The organism is Pseudomonas sp. S36, assembly GCF_016647875.1.
In the GTDB taxonomy this organism is placed as follows: domain Bacteria; phylum Pseudomonadota; class Gammaproteobacteria; order Pseudomonadales; family Pseudomonadaceae; genus Aquipseudomonas; species Aquipseudomonas parafulva.
Map to the genome: position 1 here is coordinate 148095 of NZ_JACVVG010000003.1, position 15904 is coordinate 163998.

Annotated in this window: 12 protein-coding genes; 4 read left to right on the forward strand and 8 right to left on the reverse strand. The window is 51.1% G+C overall.

Annotated elements, in window-relative coordinates; translation table 11 throughout:
• Window positions 1–632 precede the first annotated feature (632 nt).
• Complete coding sequence (locus tag IAE36_RS02790; RefSeq protein WP_201162892.1) at window positions 633–1688, forward strand: aromatic ring-hydroxylating oxygenase subunit alpha; 1056 nt, start codon at window positions 633–635, stop codon at window positions 1686–1688.
• A gap of 93 nt (window positions 1689–1781) precedes the next feature.
• On the opposite strand, the gene IAE36_RS02795 is transcribed toward IAE36_RS02790, so the two are convergent.
• Both IAE36_RS02795 and IAE36_RS02800 read right to left on the reverse strand, forming a co-directional pair.
• A complete protein-coding gene (locus IAE36_RS02795; protein ID WP_201162891.1) occupies window positions 1782–2165 on the reverse strand; it encodes a VOC family protein in 384 nt (127 codons plus the stop codon).
• A gap of 21 nt (window positions 2166–2186) precedes the next feature.
• On the reverse strand, window positions 2187–3299 hold the full coding sequence (locus IAE36_RS02800) for an S-(hydroxymethyl)glutathione dehydrogenase/class III alcohol dehydrogenase (RefSeq protein ID WP_201210071.1): 1113 nt from the start codon (window positions 3297–3299) through the stop codon (window positions 2187–2189).
• A gap of 126 nt (window positions 3300–3425) precedes the next feature.
• Between IAE36_RS02800 and IAE36_RS02805 the strand changes: the two genes are divergently transcribed.
• Window positions 3426–4415, forward strand: coding sequence for a GlxA family transcriptional regulator (locus tag IAE36_RS02805; protein ID WP_201198337.1), 990 nt, complete (start codon window positions 3426–3428; stop codon window positions 4413–4415).
• 86 nt (window positions 4416–4501) lie between these two features.
• On the opposite strand, the gene IAE36_RS02810 is transcribed toward IAE36_RS02805, so the two are convergent.
• Together IAE36_RS02810 and IAE36_RS02815 are read right to left on the reverse strand one after the other, a co-directional pair.
• Window positions 4502–5395 (reverse strand): metal ABC transporter solute-binding protein, Zn/Mn family, encoded by an 894-nt coding sequence (locus IAE36_RS02810; protein ID WP_236404041.1) that lies wholly within the window; start codon window positions 5393–5395, stop codon window positions 4502–4504.
• Window positions 5396–6260: 865 nt separating this feature from the next.
• The gene (locus IAE36_RS02815) at window positions 6261–7466 is read right to left on the reverse strand and encodes an S-(hydroxymethyl)glutathione dehydrogenase/class III alcohol dehydrogenase (RefSeq protein WP_201162888.1); all 1206 of its coding nucleotides are present in this window, start codon (window positions 7464–7466) and stop codon (window positions 6261–6263) included.
• Window positions 7467–7595: 129 nt separating this feature from the next.
• Here IAE36_RS02815 and IAE36_RS02820 point away from each other — a divergent pair, with 129 nt between their 5' ends.
• On the forward strand, window positions 7596–8585 hold the full coding sequence (locus tag IAE36_RS02820) for a GlxA family transcriptional regulator (protein ID WP_201162887.1): 990 nt from the start codon (window positions 7596–7598) through the stop codon (window positions 8583–8585).
• Between the two features lie 141 nt (window positions 8586–8726).
• On the opposite strand, the gene IAE36_RS02825 is transcribed toward IAE36_RS02820, so the two are convergent.
• The 4 genes from IAE36_RS02825 to IAE36_RS02840 are packed head-to-tail and all read right to left on the reverse strand — an operon-like array spanning window position 8727 to window position 13642.
• The gene (locus IAE36_RS02825) at window positions 8727–9749 is read right to left on the reverse strand and encodes a FecCD family ABC transporter permease (RefSeq protein WP_201198335.1); all 1023 of its coding nucleotides are present in this window, start codon (window positions 9747–9749) and stop codon (window positions 8727–8729) included.
• 2 nt (window positions 9750–9751) lie between these two features.
• Window positions 9752–10687 (reverse strand): ABC transporter substrate-binding protein, encoded by a 936-nt coding sequence (locus tag IAE36_RS02830; RefSeq protein WP_201210108.1) that lies wholly within the window; start codon window positions 10685–10687, stop codon window positions 9752–9754.
• A 14-nt stretch (window positions 10688–10701) separates the two neighbouring features.
• Window positions 10702–11493 carry an ABC transporter ATP-binding protein gene (locus tag IAE36_RS02835; RefSeq protein ID WP_201198333.1) on the reverse strand — a complete coding sequence of 264 codons (792 nt, stop codon included), beginning with the start codon at window positions 11491–11493 and terminating at the stop codon, window positions 10702–10704.
• Window position 11494: 1 nt separating this feature from the next.
• Window positions 11495–13642, reverse strand: coding sequence for a TonB-dependent receptor (locus tag IAE36_RS02840; protein ID WP_201162884.1), 2148 nt, complete (start codon window positions 13640–13642; stop codon window positions 11495–11497).
• Window positions 13643–14564: 922 nt separating this feature from the next.
• On the opposite strand from IAE36_RS02840, the gene IAE36_RS02845 reads away from it, so the two are divergent.
• Window positions 14565–15902, forward strand: coding sequence for a carbohydrate porin (locus IAE36_RS02845; protein ID WP_201198331.1), 1338 nt, complete (start codon window positions 14565–14567; stop codon window positions 15900–15902).
• Window positions 15903–15904 lie beyond the last annotated feature (2 nt).

The following is a 15904-nucleotide window of genomic DNA, read 5'->3' on the forward strand; positions in this document are numbered from 1 at the left end:
AGGTTCAGCTGAGAGCAAAAATTACGCCAAACGCTTTAGTCAAGATTCGTTAGCTATACATCTAAAATTGTATACATCTTAAGTCTGTTACTCAGGGGAACACAATTCCCTGCATTAGCGAATAAAATTTGAATTTTGATACTTAGCGTCGTTACTTACGGCGCTATTTGATCAATTACACCTACAGAAAAGTCATTAAAAAGGATGGCTTTGGTACTTTATATTCCACAATGCTTTTTAATAAGAGGCTATGAATGCCCGAAAAATGTGCACGCTTCGTACTAAACGTAACGCATTGGTGCAACGTAAACGTCTCAATGTTTCCTTCCCCTACCTTTTAATGAGCTCCAGATTGCTACTAGTCGAGGCAAATTACTTAGTTAAAGCTCTAATTCAGACCTGCTTATCAAGAAGCATTCTCCCCGCCAGCACTGCTGGGAGTTGACAGCATTCCAAAAAATGCTCTACCTTTTCTGGTGTACCAGATCTTAGATCTGACGTACCAGCCATACGAATGGTGTCAACACATAAATAGAGTGTGTTTAACCTTTCTGTGAGTAGAAGTAGGAGACATGGCAACCCGATCGTGGGGAGCTGCTAACAAAATAACGTCATCCACAAAGGCTACATACATGGAACAGGCAATCATTAATAATGACCGTGAATATCTCCGCCACTTTTGGCATCCCGTTTGTACCGTAACGGAACTGGAGAAAGCTCACCCCTCGAGTCTTGGGCCAATGGCCGTTACGCTTCTCAGTGAGCAGTTGGTAGTGGCAAAGCTAGGTGGTGAGTATGTTGCTATGCACGATCGGTGTGCGCATCGATCCGCGAAGCTCTCGTTGGGTACAATTGCGAACGACCGCCTTCAATGCCCGTATCATGGATGGCAGTACGACAGCGAGGGCGCTTGCAAACTGGTGCCGGCTTGTCCCAATAGCCCAATTCCAAACCGAGCAAAAGTGCAGCGATTCGATTGTGAAGAGCGCTATGGTCTGATTTGGGTCAGATTAGACTCAAGCTACGCATGCACTGAAATTCCTTATTTCAGTGCTGCAAGTGATCCCAGGTTGCGAATCGTTATCCAAGAACCTTATTGGTGGAACGCAACAGCGGAGCGCCGCTGGGAAAATTTCACTGACTTCTCACACTTCGCTTTTATTCATCCAGGCACGCTGTTTGACCCAAATAATGCCGAGCCTCCAATCGTCCCAATGGACAGATTCAACGGTCAGTTCCGCTTCATTTATGATACACCTGAGGACATGGCCGTCCCGAACCAGGCGCCCATCGGCTCGTTTTCCTATACCTGCAGCATGCCATTCGCTATCAACCTGGAAGTAGCGAAATACTCAAGTAAATCACTGCATGTCCTGTTTAACGTTTCGTGCCCAATAGACGATACTACGACCAAGAACTTCCTGTTATTTGCGAGGGAGCAAGCTGACGATTCTGATTATCTGCACATTGCCTTTAATGACCTGGTCTTCGCCGAAGACAAACCAGTGATTGAGTCTCAATGGCCCAAGGATGCTCCTGCTGACGAAGTCTCAGTAGTAGCTGACAAGGTGTCTATCCAGTACAGGAAATGGCTTCGCGAGCTGAAGGAAGCTCACAAGGAAGGGGCTCAAGCCTTCCGAAGCGCTCTTCTAGATCCAGTAATCGAAAGTGATCGTAGTTACACATAGCTGGCTAAAATAAGGTGGCGCATAGCGCCACCTTATTTTTTGCAAAAAAAGACGGCCTCCTAAGAGGCCGTAAAACTCGCTACGTCCAAATCTTTAAGGCTTCTTAAATGAGTACACAGCCAGTTTATTACCGTCTAGGTCGCGTACGTAAGCGGCATAAGCATTTTCAGCCCAACCGCGCTCACCTGGCTTGCCTTCATCCTTGCCACCTAACTCTAGAGCTCTAGCATGGAAGGCATCGATTGCCGCTCGACTTGGAGCTTCGAAGCTTATAGTCACTCCGTTGCCAACAGTCGCCGGCTGACCATTCGCGGGTTTAAGCACAAAAAACGAAGGATTATCAACGCCCCAAATCGACCCATTGTCTCCGAGATCAGCCAGACGTTGGAGACCAATCTCGCTCAGAACCTCATCGTAAAAAGCTCTAGCCTTATCAAGAGAGTTAGTGCCAACGGTCACATGTGTAAACACGCTCATACTTACCTCGTAAATTGCTGTTTAGAAGTGAATCACTGTTCTTATACTTTTACCTTCGTGCATGAGATCGAATGCTTCATTGATTTTTTCAAGCCCCATATTGTGGGTAATAAACTTATCGAGCGGGATGTCGCCAGCTTGCGATCTGGTGACGTAAGAGGGAAGCTCAGTTCTTCCTTTTACTCCCCCAAAGGCGGAACCGCGCCATACACGACCGGTGACGAGCTGGAACGGTCTGGTCGAAATCTCAGCGCCAGAAGGCGCAACACCGATGATAACCGACTCGCCCCAACCCTTATGGCAACACTCGAGAGCGGCGCGCATCAGATTAACATTGCCGATGCACTCAAAAGAGTAGTCAACACCGCCATCTGTAAGTTCAACGATGACGTCTTGGATTGCGCGATCGTATTCTTTGGGGTTGATGAAGTCAGTTGCGCCAAGCTCTTGGGCAATTTCAAATTTTGCAGGGTTGATATCCACAGCAATGATACGACCAGCACCTGCCATTTTGGCCCCGATTACCGCAGCCAACCCGATTCCGCCCAACCCGAAGATAGCGACAGTTGCGCCCTTCTCGACTTTCGCAGTGTTGAGAACGGCCCCGATACCTGTAGTCACTCCACAACCAAGCAAACATACCTTCTCGAGCGGCGCGTCTTTCGGGATCTTGGCCAGGCTGATTTCGGGCAGAACGGTATATTCAGAAAATGTCGAGCAGCCCATGTAGTGATAGATCGGCTCTCCTTTGTAGCTGAATCGAGTGGTTCCATCTGGCATCAATCCTTTGCCTTGAGTAGCACGTACCGCTTGGCAGAGGTTTGTCTTACCAGATTTGCAGAACTTACATTCCCCGCACTCTGCCGTGTAAAGGGGAATTACATGATCGCCCACGGCCAAGCCTTTCACGCCTTCGCCCACAGCCTCGACGATGCCGCCTCCTTCGTGCCCAAGAATGCAAGGGAAGACCCCTTCGGAATCTTGCCCGGAGAGCGTGTACGCATCTGTATGACATACCCCGGTCGCTACGACACGGATCAACACCTCACCGGCTTTCGGAGGCTGGACGTCAACCTCAACAATTTCCAGTGGCTGCTTGGGCCCAAATGCTACAGCTGCTCGTGATTTTATCATTGTCATCACCTTTGGTTACGGGGAGGTTGTGATCGCAGCTTACGCCCTCCCCCACTATCTTGAGTCCACAAGCTCCGTCGATGTCGGCCAAACTGCCGTCGATTTGGGACATGGGAGAAAAACGAAATGCTCTTAGACGACTACCAGACCAGGTCAATTGAGCTGGTTATCTACCGAGGTTTCAAAGCCTTTGAAGCAATCGGCCCAATGACCGTATTCAGCTATGCCAATAGGATTTTGGAGTCTTACGGCTATCCGCCGGGCTACAGGGTCGCTATCCGTTCAAGCAAAATCGGCCCTGTACCATCAGATACAATCATGACCCTGGATGCGACAATTGACCTAGAAATGTCTACCGATGCCCACTCAATTCTCGTCGTGGGTGCTCACTACATCGAGAATGCAGTAATCGAAAATCCATCGATTATCGAGTGGATCCATCGAGCCGCACCCAGCACTCCACGCTTCGCCGCACTATGTTCTGGCGCATTTTTCCTTGCAGCTACAGGATTATTGAATGGTCGACGAGCCACCACACACTGGAGGATGAATGATGCTTTTGCGAAGAAATATCCGGAAGTGAAGCTAGATATTGATTCCATCTATATCAGAGACGCGAACTTCTGGACATCTGCAGGGGTCAGTGCATCGATTGATTTAGCGTTAGCGTTTGTAGAGGAGGATCATGGTCATCGGCTAGCACTTGAAGTTGCTCAGGATCTAGTAATCTTCCTTAAGCGGCCTGGTGGACAATCACAGTTCAGTGCAAATTTAGTTTCACAAAGAACGCAGAACACAAGCATGCGTGAAATCCAAAATTGGGTAATTGAGAATCTCAATAGCAAAATGTCCGTAGCCTCTATGGCTGAGCGCTCGGCTATGAGCACAAGACATTTCACCAGAACATTCAGCAAAGAAGTGGGCATGTGCCCATCCCAGTTCCTAGATCAAGCCAGAATTGATCATGCCAGGCGGTTGCTAAGCGGTGGAAGCCTGCCCATCAAAACAGTATCGTTCATGAGCGGCTTTACTAGCGCTGACCATATGCGCCTTGCTTTTAAAAAGTTTCTATCAGTAACGCCCAAAGAATACCGCGACCGGTTTACAAAAACGTGACCTAAGCAGTGCGCCATTTACATCAGAAACGCTCGCTGTGTCGCACGCGGAGATCTCATTAGCCGAGAGAACTCCGTGTGCCTAAATCACAGCATAGTCGCCCGCACTATTTGTCGCGTATTGTATTCCATCAGCTTAATATAGTTTGATGCGGGGCCATTCTCATCTGAAAGAGATTCCGGGTAAAGAACACCACCTGTCTTAGCTCCAGTGGCATTCGCAATCTGAGACACAAGCCGAGAGTCATTTGAGTTCTCAGTGAAATATACCCTAACCCCCTCTCGTCGAATTTGGTCAATCAACGTAGCTATATCAGCCGCGGATGCTTCTATCTCAGTGGAAAGGCCCAGAGGTGAGAGGAAACTCACTCCGTATTCCATTGCATAATATCCAAACGCATCATGACTCGTTAACACTCTTCGTTGCGCAAGTGGTACCTCAGCGAGCTGTATGATAATGAGCTGATTTAAAGCATCAAGCTTAGCTAGGTAAGAGTCCGCATTATCACTAAATTTCTTCGCTTGATTAGGATCTGCTTTGGTTAACTCCGCCTCAATCTTAGTCACCCAGAGTTTAACATTTGCCACACTGTTCCATACATGAGGATCTATTTTCGTTTTTCGGCCTTCAGAAAAAGTGATTGGCTTAATTCCTTCGGACACAACGACCGGTGGATTTTGATTTCCTGAGGCCAGAGCTAGCCGTTCAAACCAACTTTCTAATCCTAAGCCGCTGATGAATGTGATATCAGCCTCCTTCAGCGATTTTGCGTCAGCTGGTGAGGGCTCAAATTTGTGGGGATCGCCATTTGGAGGGACAATGCTCCTCACCTTGACACCATCACCACCTACGTTTTTGATAACATCGGCAAGTACGGTAAAGCTTGATACAACGTTAAGCGTATTCGCGCATGCCACTGAACTACCGAACAGCCAACCAATTGAGCTCATTAGTGCAACCACAGCACGAGACAGTCTCATTTCACTTCCTTCTATTCACATCATGCTAGAAGAGATTTACTTATCAACCACAGCCCCACACATACCCACCAATATAAATTTGAAGTACTCAAGCTTACACGCCGTTACATTCGTTAGCTTTGAGTAGAACCAAAGACAACCCCCCCAAACTTTCCGCCACTATCAGCCACCACAATCACTCGATAGTAGACGAAGCAAAATAATATTATAATTAAGCACGCACGCAATCGCTACACAATAAACTAAAGCTTCGAGATAGAAGCGATATAAACCAGCCTCCACTCACAGAAGTTCAACCTTACTTTCTTCTGACGACATATTGCCAGACAACATATCGCACCTAGGAAATGACCTGCAATTCAAATTATGTGTACAAAATACTCACACAGGGGAAAAATAGAAAAAACATCATCCCTTTATTTTTCATCAGTTGTTTGAGATGAGCGTATTCCCCCTGGAGATGGCGCTGCCCTTCAGCCTTCCTGTCGCACCTCTAGTGTGAACACTCTTGCGGGTTAGAGGTAGCGGTGGCGGGTTACTAAAGGTTTTACGCGCCGCTTCGATCCCTTTTCATTTACTGACTCAGTGGCGGTCGCTTTTTAACCCGACTGATGGATAACTAGATAGCTTATGATAAGAAACCACCCTCCCAAGAAAACTCCCGCACCGACTAACTGGCGATTATTCAAGGAGGTCAGTCTCAAGCTACACTTCTCTTTTGTGATTTGCTTCATTGCATTACCCTCACCGACTCAGGCCATACGGTTGACTCAAATTATCATTAATATATATAGAATTACGACATCACAACAAGCAGGTCTAACCCAACGAGAACGGCCCTGCCTTAGACAGGGCCGCTCTATATTCAAGCAGGTGTATGCTTCAGTTCCGGCTTTGGAATCACGCGCCCGTTACGATCAATGATCACTCCAGGCAAATCATGGCTAAGTGTCTCACGCTCTTGGTAATGGATTACCGAACGAATCGCCTCACCACGCTTCAGAAGGTCAAATGCATGGTTCAGTGTTTCATGATCCATATTGTGAGTGATGTATGGATCAACGTTAATCTCACCACGAAGCCATTCATCAACCATGCCTGGAAGCTCAGACCGACCCAATACCCCGCCAAAAGCGCTCCCCTTCCACACTCGACCAGTCACTAATTGGAACGGTCGGGTAGCGATTTCTTCTCCAGCGCCGGCCACGCCGATGATGATACTTTCTCCCCATCCTTTGTGGCAGCATTCAAGCGCGGCTCGCATGAGTTCGACATTACCCACGCATTCAAAAGAGAAATCTACACCACCATTCGTCATGTCAATGATGACGTTTTGAAGTGGCTCGTTGTAGTCCCTAGGATTTACGCACTCAGTCGCTCCAAGAGACATGGCTAATGGGAACTTGTTGGGGTTAACGTCAATGCCGATGATACGTTTCGCCCCTTGGAGAACAGCTCCTTGGATAACTGCCATTCCGACAGCGCCCAGGCCGAATACAGCAACGGTATCACCCGGACGAACCTTGGCAGTGTTCCGGACAGCACCAATGCCCGTCGGAATCGCACAACCCATAATCGAAGCCTTGGCCAGCGGAGCTGCAGGATCGATTTTAGCAACGGCAATTTCGGGCAAAACGGTGTACTCACTGAATGTGGATGTACCCATGTAGTGGAAAATTGTCCGTCCCTTATAGGAAAAACGACTTGTGCCATCAGGCATTAGTCCTTCGCCCTGGGTCTTTCGAATAGACTGGCTAAGGTTGGTCTTACCAGATTTGATGAAGGGGCAGTTTGGATCTTCTGGCGTATACAGCGGAATGACATGATCGCCTGGCTTCACGGACGTAACGCCGCGGCCTACGTCCTCAACAATACCCACCCCCTCGTGACCGAGGATGCAAGGAAATTTCCCTTCAGGATCTCGCCCGGACAAAGTGAAGACGTCCGTGTGACAAAGGCTGGTCGTGACGATCCGGACGAGCACTTCCCCGTCTTTTGGGCCCTCAAGGTCAACTTCTTCAAATTCTAGTGGCTGATTAGGCCCCCAAGCGATAGCGGCACGTGTTTTCATTGTTGTACTCCGTTAGGTTATAACGTATCAAAAGATACAACAGCTGATTGCGTCTGCAAGACCACCCGCCTCAGGTTGGCCACATTCGCTTGAAGTCTGTCCGATTGCCACAGCCAAGGAACCTATCCAATGAGGCTAACCGATGCACCGGCCCTCCACACCGTACACATTGTCATTTATCCCGGCTTCAAGTCCCTCGAAGCTGTAGGTGCGCTCACGGTGTTTGACTACGCCAATGCGCATTTGACAGCGAGCGGCGAGCCTCCCCTTTACGACCTCCACTTAGTCGCGCCAGAGGCGGGCTCGATTCAATCCGACACGTTAGCCAGACTCGATGCGGAATCTCTGCGGAGCAGAATCCTGCCTAACACCGCGCTGATTGTTGGCGCCCGTGACATTACAACAGCAGTACATCAGCATCGCCCTATCGTTGATTGGTGCAGACACGCAGCATCCCGGATTGATCGGCTCGTGGGCGTCTGCTCTGGGGCTTTTTTTCTCGCGCAAGCGGGTGTCCTGGATGGCCTTGACGCAACCACTCACTGGAGCGTTGCTACCCGGCTCGCTACCGAATTTCCGGAAATCAATGTCAACGCTGATGCCATTTTCATTCAAAACGGACGGATTTGGACGTGTGCCGGCGTATCGGCGGCTATAGATTTGAGCCTAGCTTTAGTAGAGCAGGATCTCGGACAGGATCTGGCATTAACCATAGCGCGAGAGCTAGTCGTCTATCTAAAGCGTCCCGGCGGGCAGTCTCAGTTTAGCCAGCATCTCGGTAGCCAGATGACTCCGCATTCCGGAATAAGAGAATTACAGATCTGGATTCTTCAAAACCTTAGCCGGGATCTTACTCTAGAAACACTTGCATCCCAGGCGAACATGAGCACTCGCAACCTGCGGCGGGTCTTTCAACGTCAAACCGAAAGCTCGCCCTCTGAATTCATAGAGCGCGCGAGGCTCGAGCGCGCACGACGTTTGCTAGCTGATGAAGACGTAGCTTTGAAGCGTATCGCCGCACAATGTGGATTCGGCTCAGAAGAACACATGAGGAGAGTATTTCAGCGGCACCTAGGTGTCACACCGAAAGCATACCGCGATCAATATGAAGCGCACTGAAGGCCTGGTGGACTTATGAGATGAAGCGGGGGACGGCACGAACGTCCGAACGCTAACGGTGTTCTGCGTGGTTGGGCCCGAAAGCGTAGCGACGATGCAGCATACGCACGCTATGTATCATTTTTCGGGCCAAGCTCAGACTTAACTGCGGTAGATGAATACGATAAAGAACATCCCACCTATCGCTGCAGAGACAACACCGATTGGCAAGTCCTGAGGAGCGATCACAGTCCTGGCGACGATGTCCATACACACCACAAGCAAAGCGCCGAGCAACCCGCAGAGCGGTATTAGGCGTCGATGCTCGGCGCCCACCAGCCGGCGGGCTATGTGAGGAACCATAAGCCCCACAAAGCCGATCGACCCGCTTAGTGCCACCATTACACCCGTCATGCACGAGGTCATGACAAATACACTAATCCGCACTCGATGGACGTCCACGCCCAGACTGACAGCCGTCTGTTCACCAGCCATAAGCGCATTCAGAGAACGCCCACACGCCCAAAGCGCGAGACCTCCCAACACAATCACACAGAGCGGCAGCCACAATAGCTCCCAGCGAGCCGCACCAAGCCCACCCATCATCCAGAACAGAACTGATGAACTCGCACGATGATCACCCAGAAACAACAGGAGATTAGCCGCGGCCATCAAAACAAACGACACCGCTACACCGCTCAGCAGCAGCCGATCACTCGTGAAAGTGCCGTGCTTCCGAGCGATTGCCATTACAAGCAAAAGAGAAGCTGAAGCTCCCAGAAACGCGGCGAGCGGCAAAGTGAACTGACCCAATAGCTCCCCTACGTACATAACGACAACGACAGCCCCAAGTGCTGCACCGGAAGTCGCTCCCAGGAGATGCGGATCCGCCAAAGAGTTTCGTGTAACAGCTTGGAGAGCAGCACCAACCATTGCGAGTCCCGCTCCGACAAGAACAGCTAGGACAACCCTCGGCGCTCTGATCAACCAGATGATGTGATCCTGCCCAGATGTGGCATCCAGCGGCTCAGCCCCAAGTAGGTGACTTTGAACAACCTGCCACGCGACCTTGAGCGGTACCGGTGCAGCTCCGATAGCGAGCGCCGTTAGACACACAAACACAATCAGGCTTGCGAGCAATACAAGGAGCCCGGCGTAAGCATCTGGGGTCTTGATCGGAGCCATGATCATCGCTCTTCATCAAATGCGGCTGCCAAAGCTTCGATTGCACCGAGGTTCTGAATTCCCGGCGTCATGGCACTGTAGGGAAGCACCACGAATCGCTTGTTTTGAATTGCCTCAATAGACTGCAACGCGGGGTTCTCACGTAGAAATTGAATCTTCTCCGCCGCGCTTCGCTCACCGTAGTCAATAATGACGATGAATTGCGGGTCTGCCTCCACCACGCTCTCCCATCCGATCTGCGTCCAACTGGCACTAATGCCATCCAGAACGTTCCGCCCTCCAGCCGTCTCAATCAAGGCTTGAGGGATAGCCTGTCGGCCCGCAGTGAAGGCACGATCTTCCCCACTGTCATAAACAAACACTCGAGGCTTCTTCTTTCCGACCACCCGATGAATAACCGCCTGCTGACGCTTGCGTAGCTGCGTGATCAGCAATTGCGCGCGATCTTCGACATCAAAGATTTTGCCGAGGTTAGCCAGGTCGGTGTAGACCTGCTCCAAGCTAGCTGTAGCACTTGGTTCAATGAGCGAGCAGGATTCAGTCAGCTCATAAACTTGGATACCTAGAGGCTTCAGCGTCTGAGGCGTGACATCACCTCCGACCATCATTCCGTAGTTCCAGCCAGCGAAGAAGAAATCTGCGTTCACGTTCAGCAGTGTTTCCACGGTTGGATAATGCGTGGCCACCTCCGGTAATCCCTTGAGGGCGGTCATCAATCCGCCGGTGGGTTTATTCCAGCCCGTGACGCCGCTATAGCCGACCATGTGCGACTGCAGCCCCAGAGCGACCATCATTTCTGTCAGATTCACGTCCTGGCTGACCGCCCGCGCAGGTGGGTGAGTGAAGACGACGCTTCGGCTGCAGCTTTTAACGGTGACTGGATATGAACTCGCTTGGGCAGTGATCGAAGCCAACAAGCTGACCAGCAAAACTGCCATCGTAAAGATAGGTTTCACACGATTTTCCAAGTAATACGGGGCGTCCCGATTTGGGGATGCGCATCGACTAAGGCTTCAACGCCGTAGGTCTCGAACAAATTATCTGGCGTGAGGACATCCCACGGGCGTCCTTGGGCAGTGATCCGACCATCCTTGATAACGTAAAGACGGTCGCAAAACGCCGCGGCTAAATTGAGATCGTGAAGACTCGCGATCACCGCCACGCCCAGCTTCTTGACATGAGCCAGCAACTCAACCTGATGCTTGGGATCAAGGTGGTTGGTGGGTTCATCCAGGATGAGTACCTGGGGATCTTGAGTCACAGCCCGGGCAAGCAACGTCCGCTGTTTTTCTCCACCGGAGAGCAGCCCAAAGTCGTGATCCTGGAGGTGGACTAAGCCCATTGTCTCGAGCGCATCATTGACCGTTACCCGATCCCTGGTGCTTTCGCTCTGAAATCCCCGTTGGTACGGAATGCGCCCCATCGCCACCACTTCCCGCACGCTTAAACCGTAGGTTGAAGGAAACTCTTGCCCAACGACAGCAATTCGCTGGGCACTCCATCGCGCAGACTGCGCCCAGAGGTCATCTCCTGACAGACCCACCACGCCACTCTCTGGTTTGCTGTAGCGCATGGCGCAGCGCAGTAAGCTGGTCTTTCCTCCTCCGTTAGGCCCGATAAGCCCCACGAATTCGCCTGACTCGATGCGCATGTAGATGTTCTTGAGCGTGAATGGCTCAACGCCAGAGCCACTCCTTGGTGATGTCCAGCCCACGTCCCTGATAGTTAATAGGGCGCCTGTCATATTAGAAGTCGATGTCGGCAGTCAGATAGAAGGAGCGAGGCTCACCCAGGATCCACTGCTGCCCCTCGTTGTATTGCGTGCTCGCATACTCTCGGTCGAAAACGTTCCTGAGCTGCAGACCCAATTTTGTGTTCTTCAAGGCTTTCCAGGAAACGGCTGCATCGACGACGGTGTAGGAGGGAAGCTTGTTCATGTTCGCGATGTCGGCATAGCGAGCATCGACATAGCGCAGGCCCGCCCCTGCATTCAAGTCCTGCGAAAACGCCTTATCCAGCCAGAGATTGGCAGTGCGTCGCGGTACATTAATCGGTCGATTGCCGCTGCGTGACACCGCAACGCCATTCACCGCCTGATCAAAATCGTCGTACTTCGCCTTTACCAGAGCGGCATTTGCTTGGAGCTTCCAGTCATAGGGCAGTTGAAGATCCAGACTGGCTTCGACTCCGTTCGACGACTGCTGACCCACCTGTAATGACGACCCAGGCGCTTGCGGATCTGCGGTTAAAAGTTTCTTTTTAACAATGTGATAGGCAGCAACTGTCCAAGACCCCTTTTGATCCCAAAACATTTGCTTGAAGCCCATCTCGGTCTGACGGGCTTTGGCTAGGTCAAACTGTTGCTGGCTCGGGCTCAGGCTGATTAGCCCCCCTACCCCGTCGGTGCTGGTCGACTGCTGACCATAGATGGACATATCAGGCGTTAACTCATAGACGATGCCGACCTTCCAATTATTTCCAATCAGATTTTTTCCGGAGCTCGAGCCGCTTCGCAGGTCGTCTCGGTTGATATCCACATAATCACGTCGCAAGCCGGTGATGAGAGACAGGCGTTCCGTCAATTCAGTCCGATTTTCTGCAAAGAACGACGCTTGGCGGGTAACGCTTTTCGACAGTGGAAGGTATTCCGAGGCACTGTGGAATCCGTCCCGGTTCGGGTGGTGCAGATCGATCGGCTCGCCAGCTGTCACCACATCATCGTAAGGAGAGTTATTGGTCAGCTTGAAGCGAATACGGTTGACATCAAACCCTACAAGACTCTGACTGTTCAGCCCGAATAAGGAGTGCTGAATCGTGAAGGTTTGTCGGTCGCCAACCTGCTCCTGATTGTGCTTGATACCGTAGAACCCGCTACGCAGTAGCTGCTGGTTATCGGTGTCCCAATTGTAGTTTTCCGCGTTAGCCCATCGACGCCGCGACTTCAGGTAATACAGTTCATTGGTAGAACTGACCGCATCGGAAATCTGCCAGGTAGCCGTCAGCCGCGTCCACTGGTCATCGTAATGCTGCTTAGCCCCGCCAACGTTATAGTTTTTGTATCGCAAACTGCTCTTGTAGTGACCATCAACGAGGGGCACACCGAAATTGTTCATCGGGGTGTGGTCACCCGAATCATGCGATAGCTGAAGCGAGAACGCCTCGTTTACCTGCCAGCGAAGCGAGCCACTAATGAATGTGCCTTGAGAATCGCCGTGATCGATCCATCCATTGCTACGCAGCTGATTCAGATTCAGTCGATACGTGAATGTATCGCTTAGTGAGCCACCACTGTCCAAGGCCGCCTGCTGGCTGTCGTTGGAACCGTAACCCAGGCGAAGCCGATTCCGGATCTCTCCATCAAACGGCTTCTTCGGGATGACATTCACTACAGCACCAGTGGCGCCTTCACCGTAAAGAACCGAGGCAGGGCCTCGGAGCACGTCGACACGCTCGACCGCCCAGGTATCGACGGGGAATGTCGAGGAGCCCATTCCCGAGTACAGGCGAGTGCCGTCAAAAAGCTGCATCACAGATCCCTGCCCCGTGAAGCCGCGGGCAGATAGCGCCGTTCCGCCATCGCCGGGCGCACCTATACTCGTAATGCCAGGACTGCGCGCGACAGCATCCTGCACCGTAGTGTCGCCGTGGCTTCTGATGCTCCCCCCCGTCAGAACCGTTGTACTCGCTGGCGTCTCCAACGCGCTGAGCCCCAAGCGGCTTCCGGCAGTGTTAGACACATCAAGCCCGATCTGCGTCTCATCAGCGATGAGGTCAGCAGCAATAGTACTAGCGGGAAGGGAAATCGAGGTTGGTTCTGCGGCGTAAGCACTTGAGTCAGCAATGGCAAGCCATAGCGCAGATACGAGAAACGGAGTGGATGCTAAGGAGTTCATGGATGTCATTCGAGTTCATGGTTAACCCGAGCGTCAGAACGCACAGGCCTAAAAGATACGTTATAACATATCCATAATCGAAATGCGGGCGATCACCGCTTGAGCCCTCCTCCACGCTGGACTGAAAGAAGCTCAAAGGCTCTTCGCAAGCCTCCTCAAACCGGAATCATTAATGGCCATTTCAGTCCTATTCGGCGCCGTTCGCTCCCACCTGTGGGTGATCTCTCGCACGCATCCTTTTCGCCAACTGCTGAAGAAAGGTGCTCTGCAAAGACGACGTCCCAGGCCAGATGACTCGTGAACATTATGACTCGCAAGCTTGACCTCAAGCGCGCAGCAGATTTATTTCGCATCAGCATCGAGCCTGATCGCCTAGCCGAGATCGAATCAGCACTACGTGTCAAGATTGATGAAATGGAGGTTTACGAGGACGAACTGCTAGTGGTGAGCTATTACAGCAGCAAGGCGTCCGATTCCGTACGGGTTCGAATCCAGCAGCGCCTTACTCAAAAACGATTAAGAGGCTGTATCCAATGCAGGATGCATACGTCTTGGCATCAGTGATTGCTACGCCGAAAGCACTCCAACACTGACCAAGCTTTTTAACTTCCCCAGCGACCTTAGCCTGTATCGCGGAGGCTATTGCAATCAATAATTTTACCGAGCATTTCACCAGCTTAACCAGCGGAAAACAGAGGCTCCCGACTAATAGATCTTGGGGGCAACGCCTGAATAGCGTTACCCGTACCAAATTTATTTGCAATAACAATTTACTCGAACTTTTTTGTTAGCCGACGTTCTCGCAGGACGAACCAGAGAAATTTAACCTTTCTGCAGTACGCCAGTTGGTAAAATCGCAGAACACCATGGCAGTCCTCTAAGCTTTAGGTGTACGTACAGAAACCAAACATAGGAACTATGGATGTACCTCCGCCATACCTTCACCACCTCCACCTTAAGCATTCTTGCCCTAATAAATCTTTACACTCCTCAGGCGCTTGCGCATGAACCACTCTCGCCCTCTTCGCCTTGGATGCTCGGAGACTGGAACGGCTCCCGGGGAGAACTTGCTGATCAGGGTGTTGATCTAGAATTCAGCTACCTGAGTGAAATTGCAGCGAATGTCCATGGGGGCGCCTCCCACCATACCGCCCGTTATGCAGATCAGTGGTCAGCAGGTGCAAAGCTAGATCTTTCGGAATTGCTGTCCTGGAAAAATGCGGAAGCGGAAATCCGTCTATCAAATCGCAATGGTCGCGGCCTGGATGAGGATGCTCTTAACGACCGTCGCGTCGGTGGTTTCGGAGCGACTCAAGAAATCCACGGCAGAGGAAGTGTTACACGGCTAAGCCAATTCTGGCTGTCGAAAGGCTGGATCGACAACAAACTGAACGTAAAGATCGGGCGTTTCACAGTAGGCGATGAGTTCGCCACTGCAGATTGCGCATTCCAAAATTTATCGTTTTGTGGTTCGCAGCCTGGCAACTACGTCAATGACATCTACAACAGCCCTATCAGTTCGTGGGCAGTTCGTCTTCAGTATGCATTGGCAGATGACCTTGTCGCCAAAATCGCTGCCTACAACGTTGATCCCTCGAGCCTGGACAACGACAACGGTTTAAAGCTTCGAACACACGGAACAAGTGGCACCATGGTGCCGGTGGAGCTTGTCTGGACACCACGTATCGGGAAATTACCTGGTGAGTACCGTGTTGGATACTTCAAGAATACGGTCAACCGTCCTGACGTACTCAATGACGTCAACGGTCAACCAGCAGCGCTCACTCAGAATCAGTACAGAGTCCATGATGGTCGCAGCGGCTGGTGGCTTAATGCAAAGCAACAGATCTGCAGCAAGAACAACGATCAAAGCCGAGGTCTAGTGCTTGCAGCAAGCCTTAGTTTTCAAGACCAAGCAACTACTCCCGTCGATAGCTATATGCATATCAGTTTGGTGTATAAAGGGCCTTTTGATTTCCGCCCGCTTGATCAGCTAGGGCTTGGCCTGTCGCGCGTACACGCTAGCGATCAATACCTAGAAAACGCCCAATTCAAGAACCAGGTTAACGGAGTGTATTTTGACAGCCCTTCGTACATCCCAGAGCAGCATACCAGTTACCAAGCCGAGCTAAACTATCGAATCCAAGCTACTAACTGGCTTCACTTGATGCCTAACATCCAATACATCCGTAACCCTGGAAACGTCAGGGAAGTAGAAAACGCGGTAGTGATCGGCCTGCAGGTAGGGTCAAGTTTCTAACT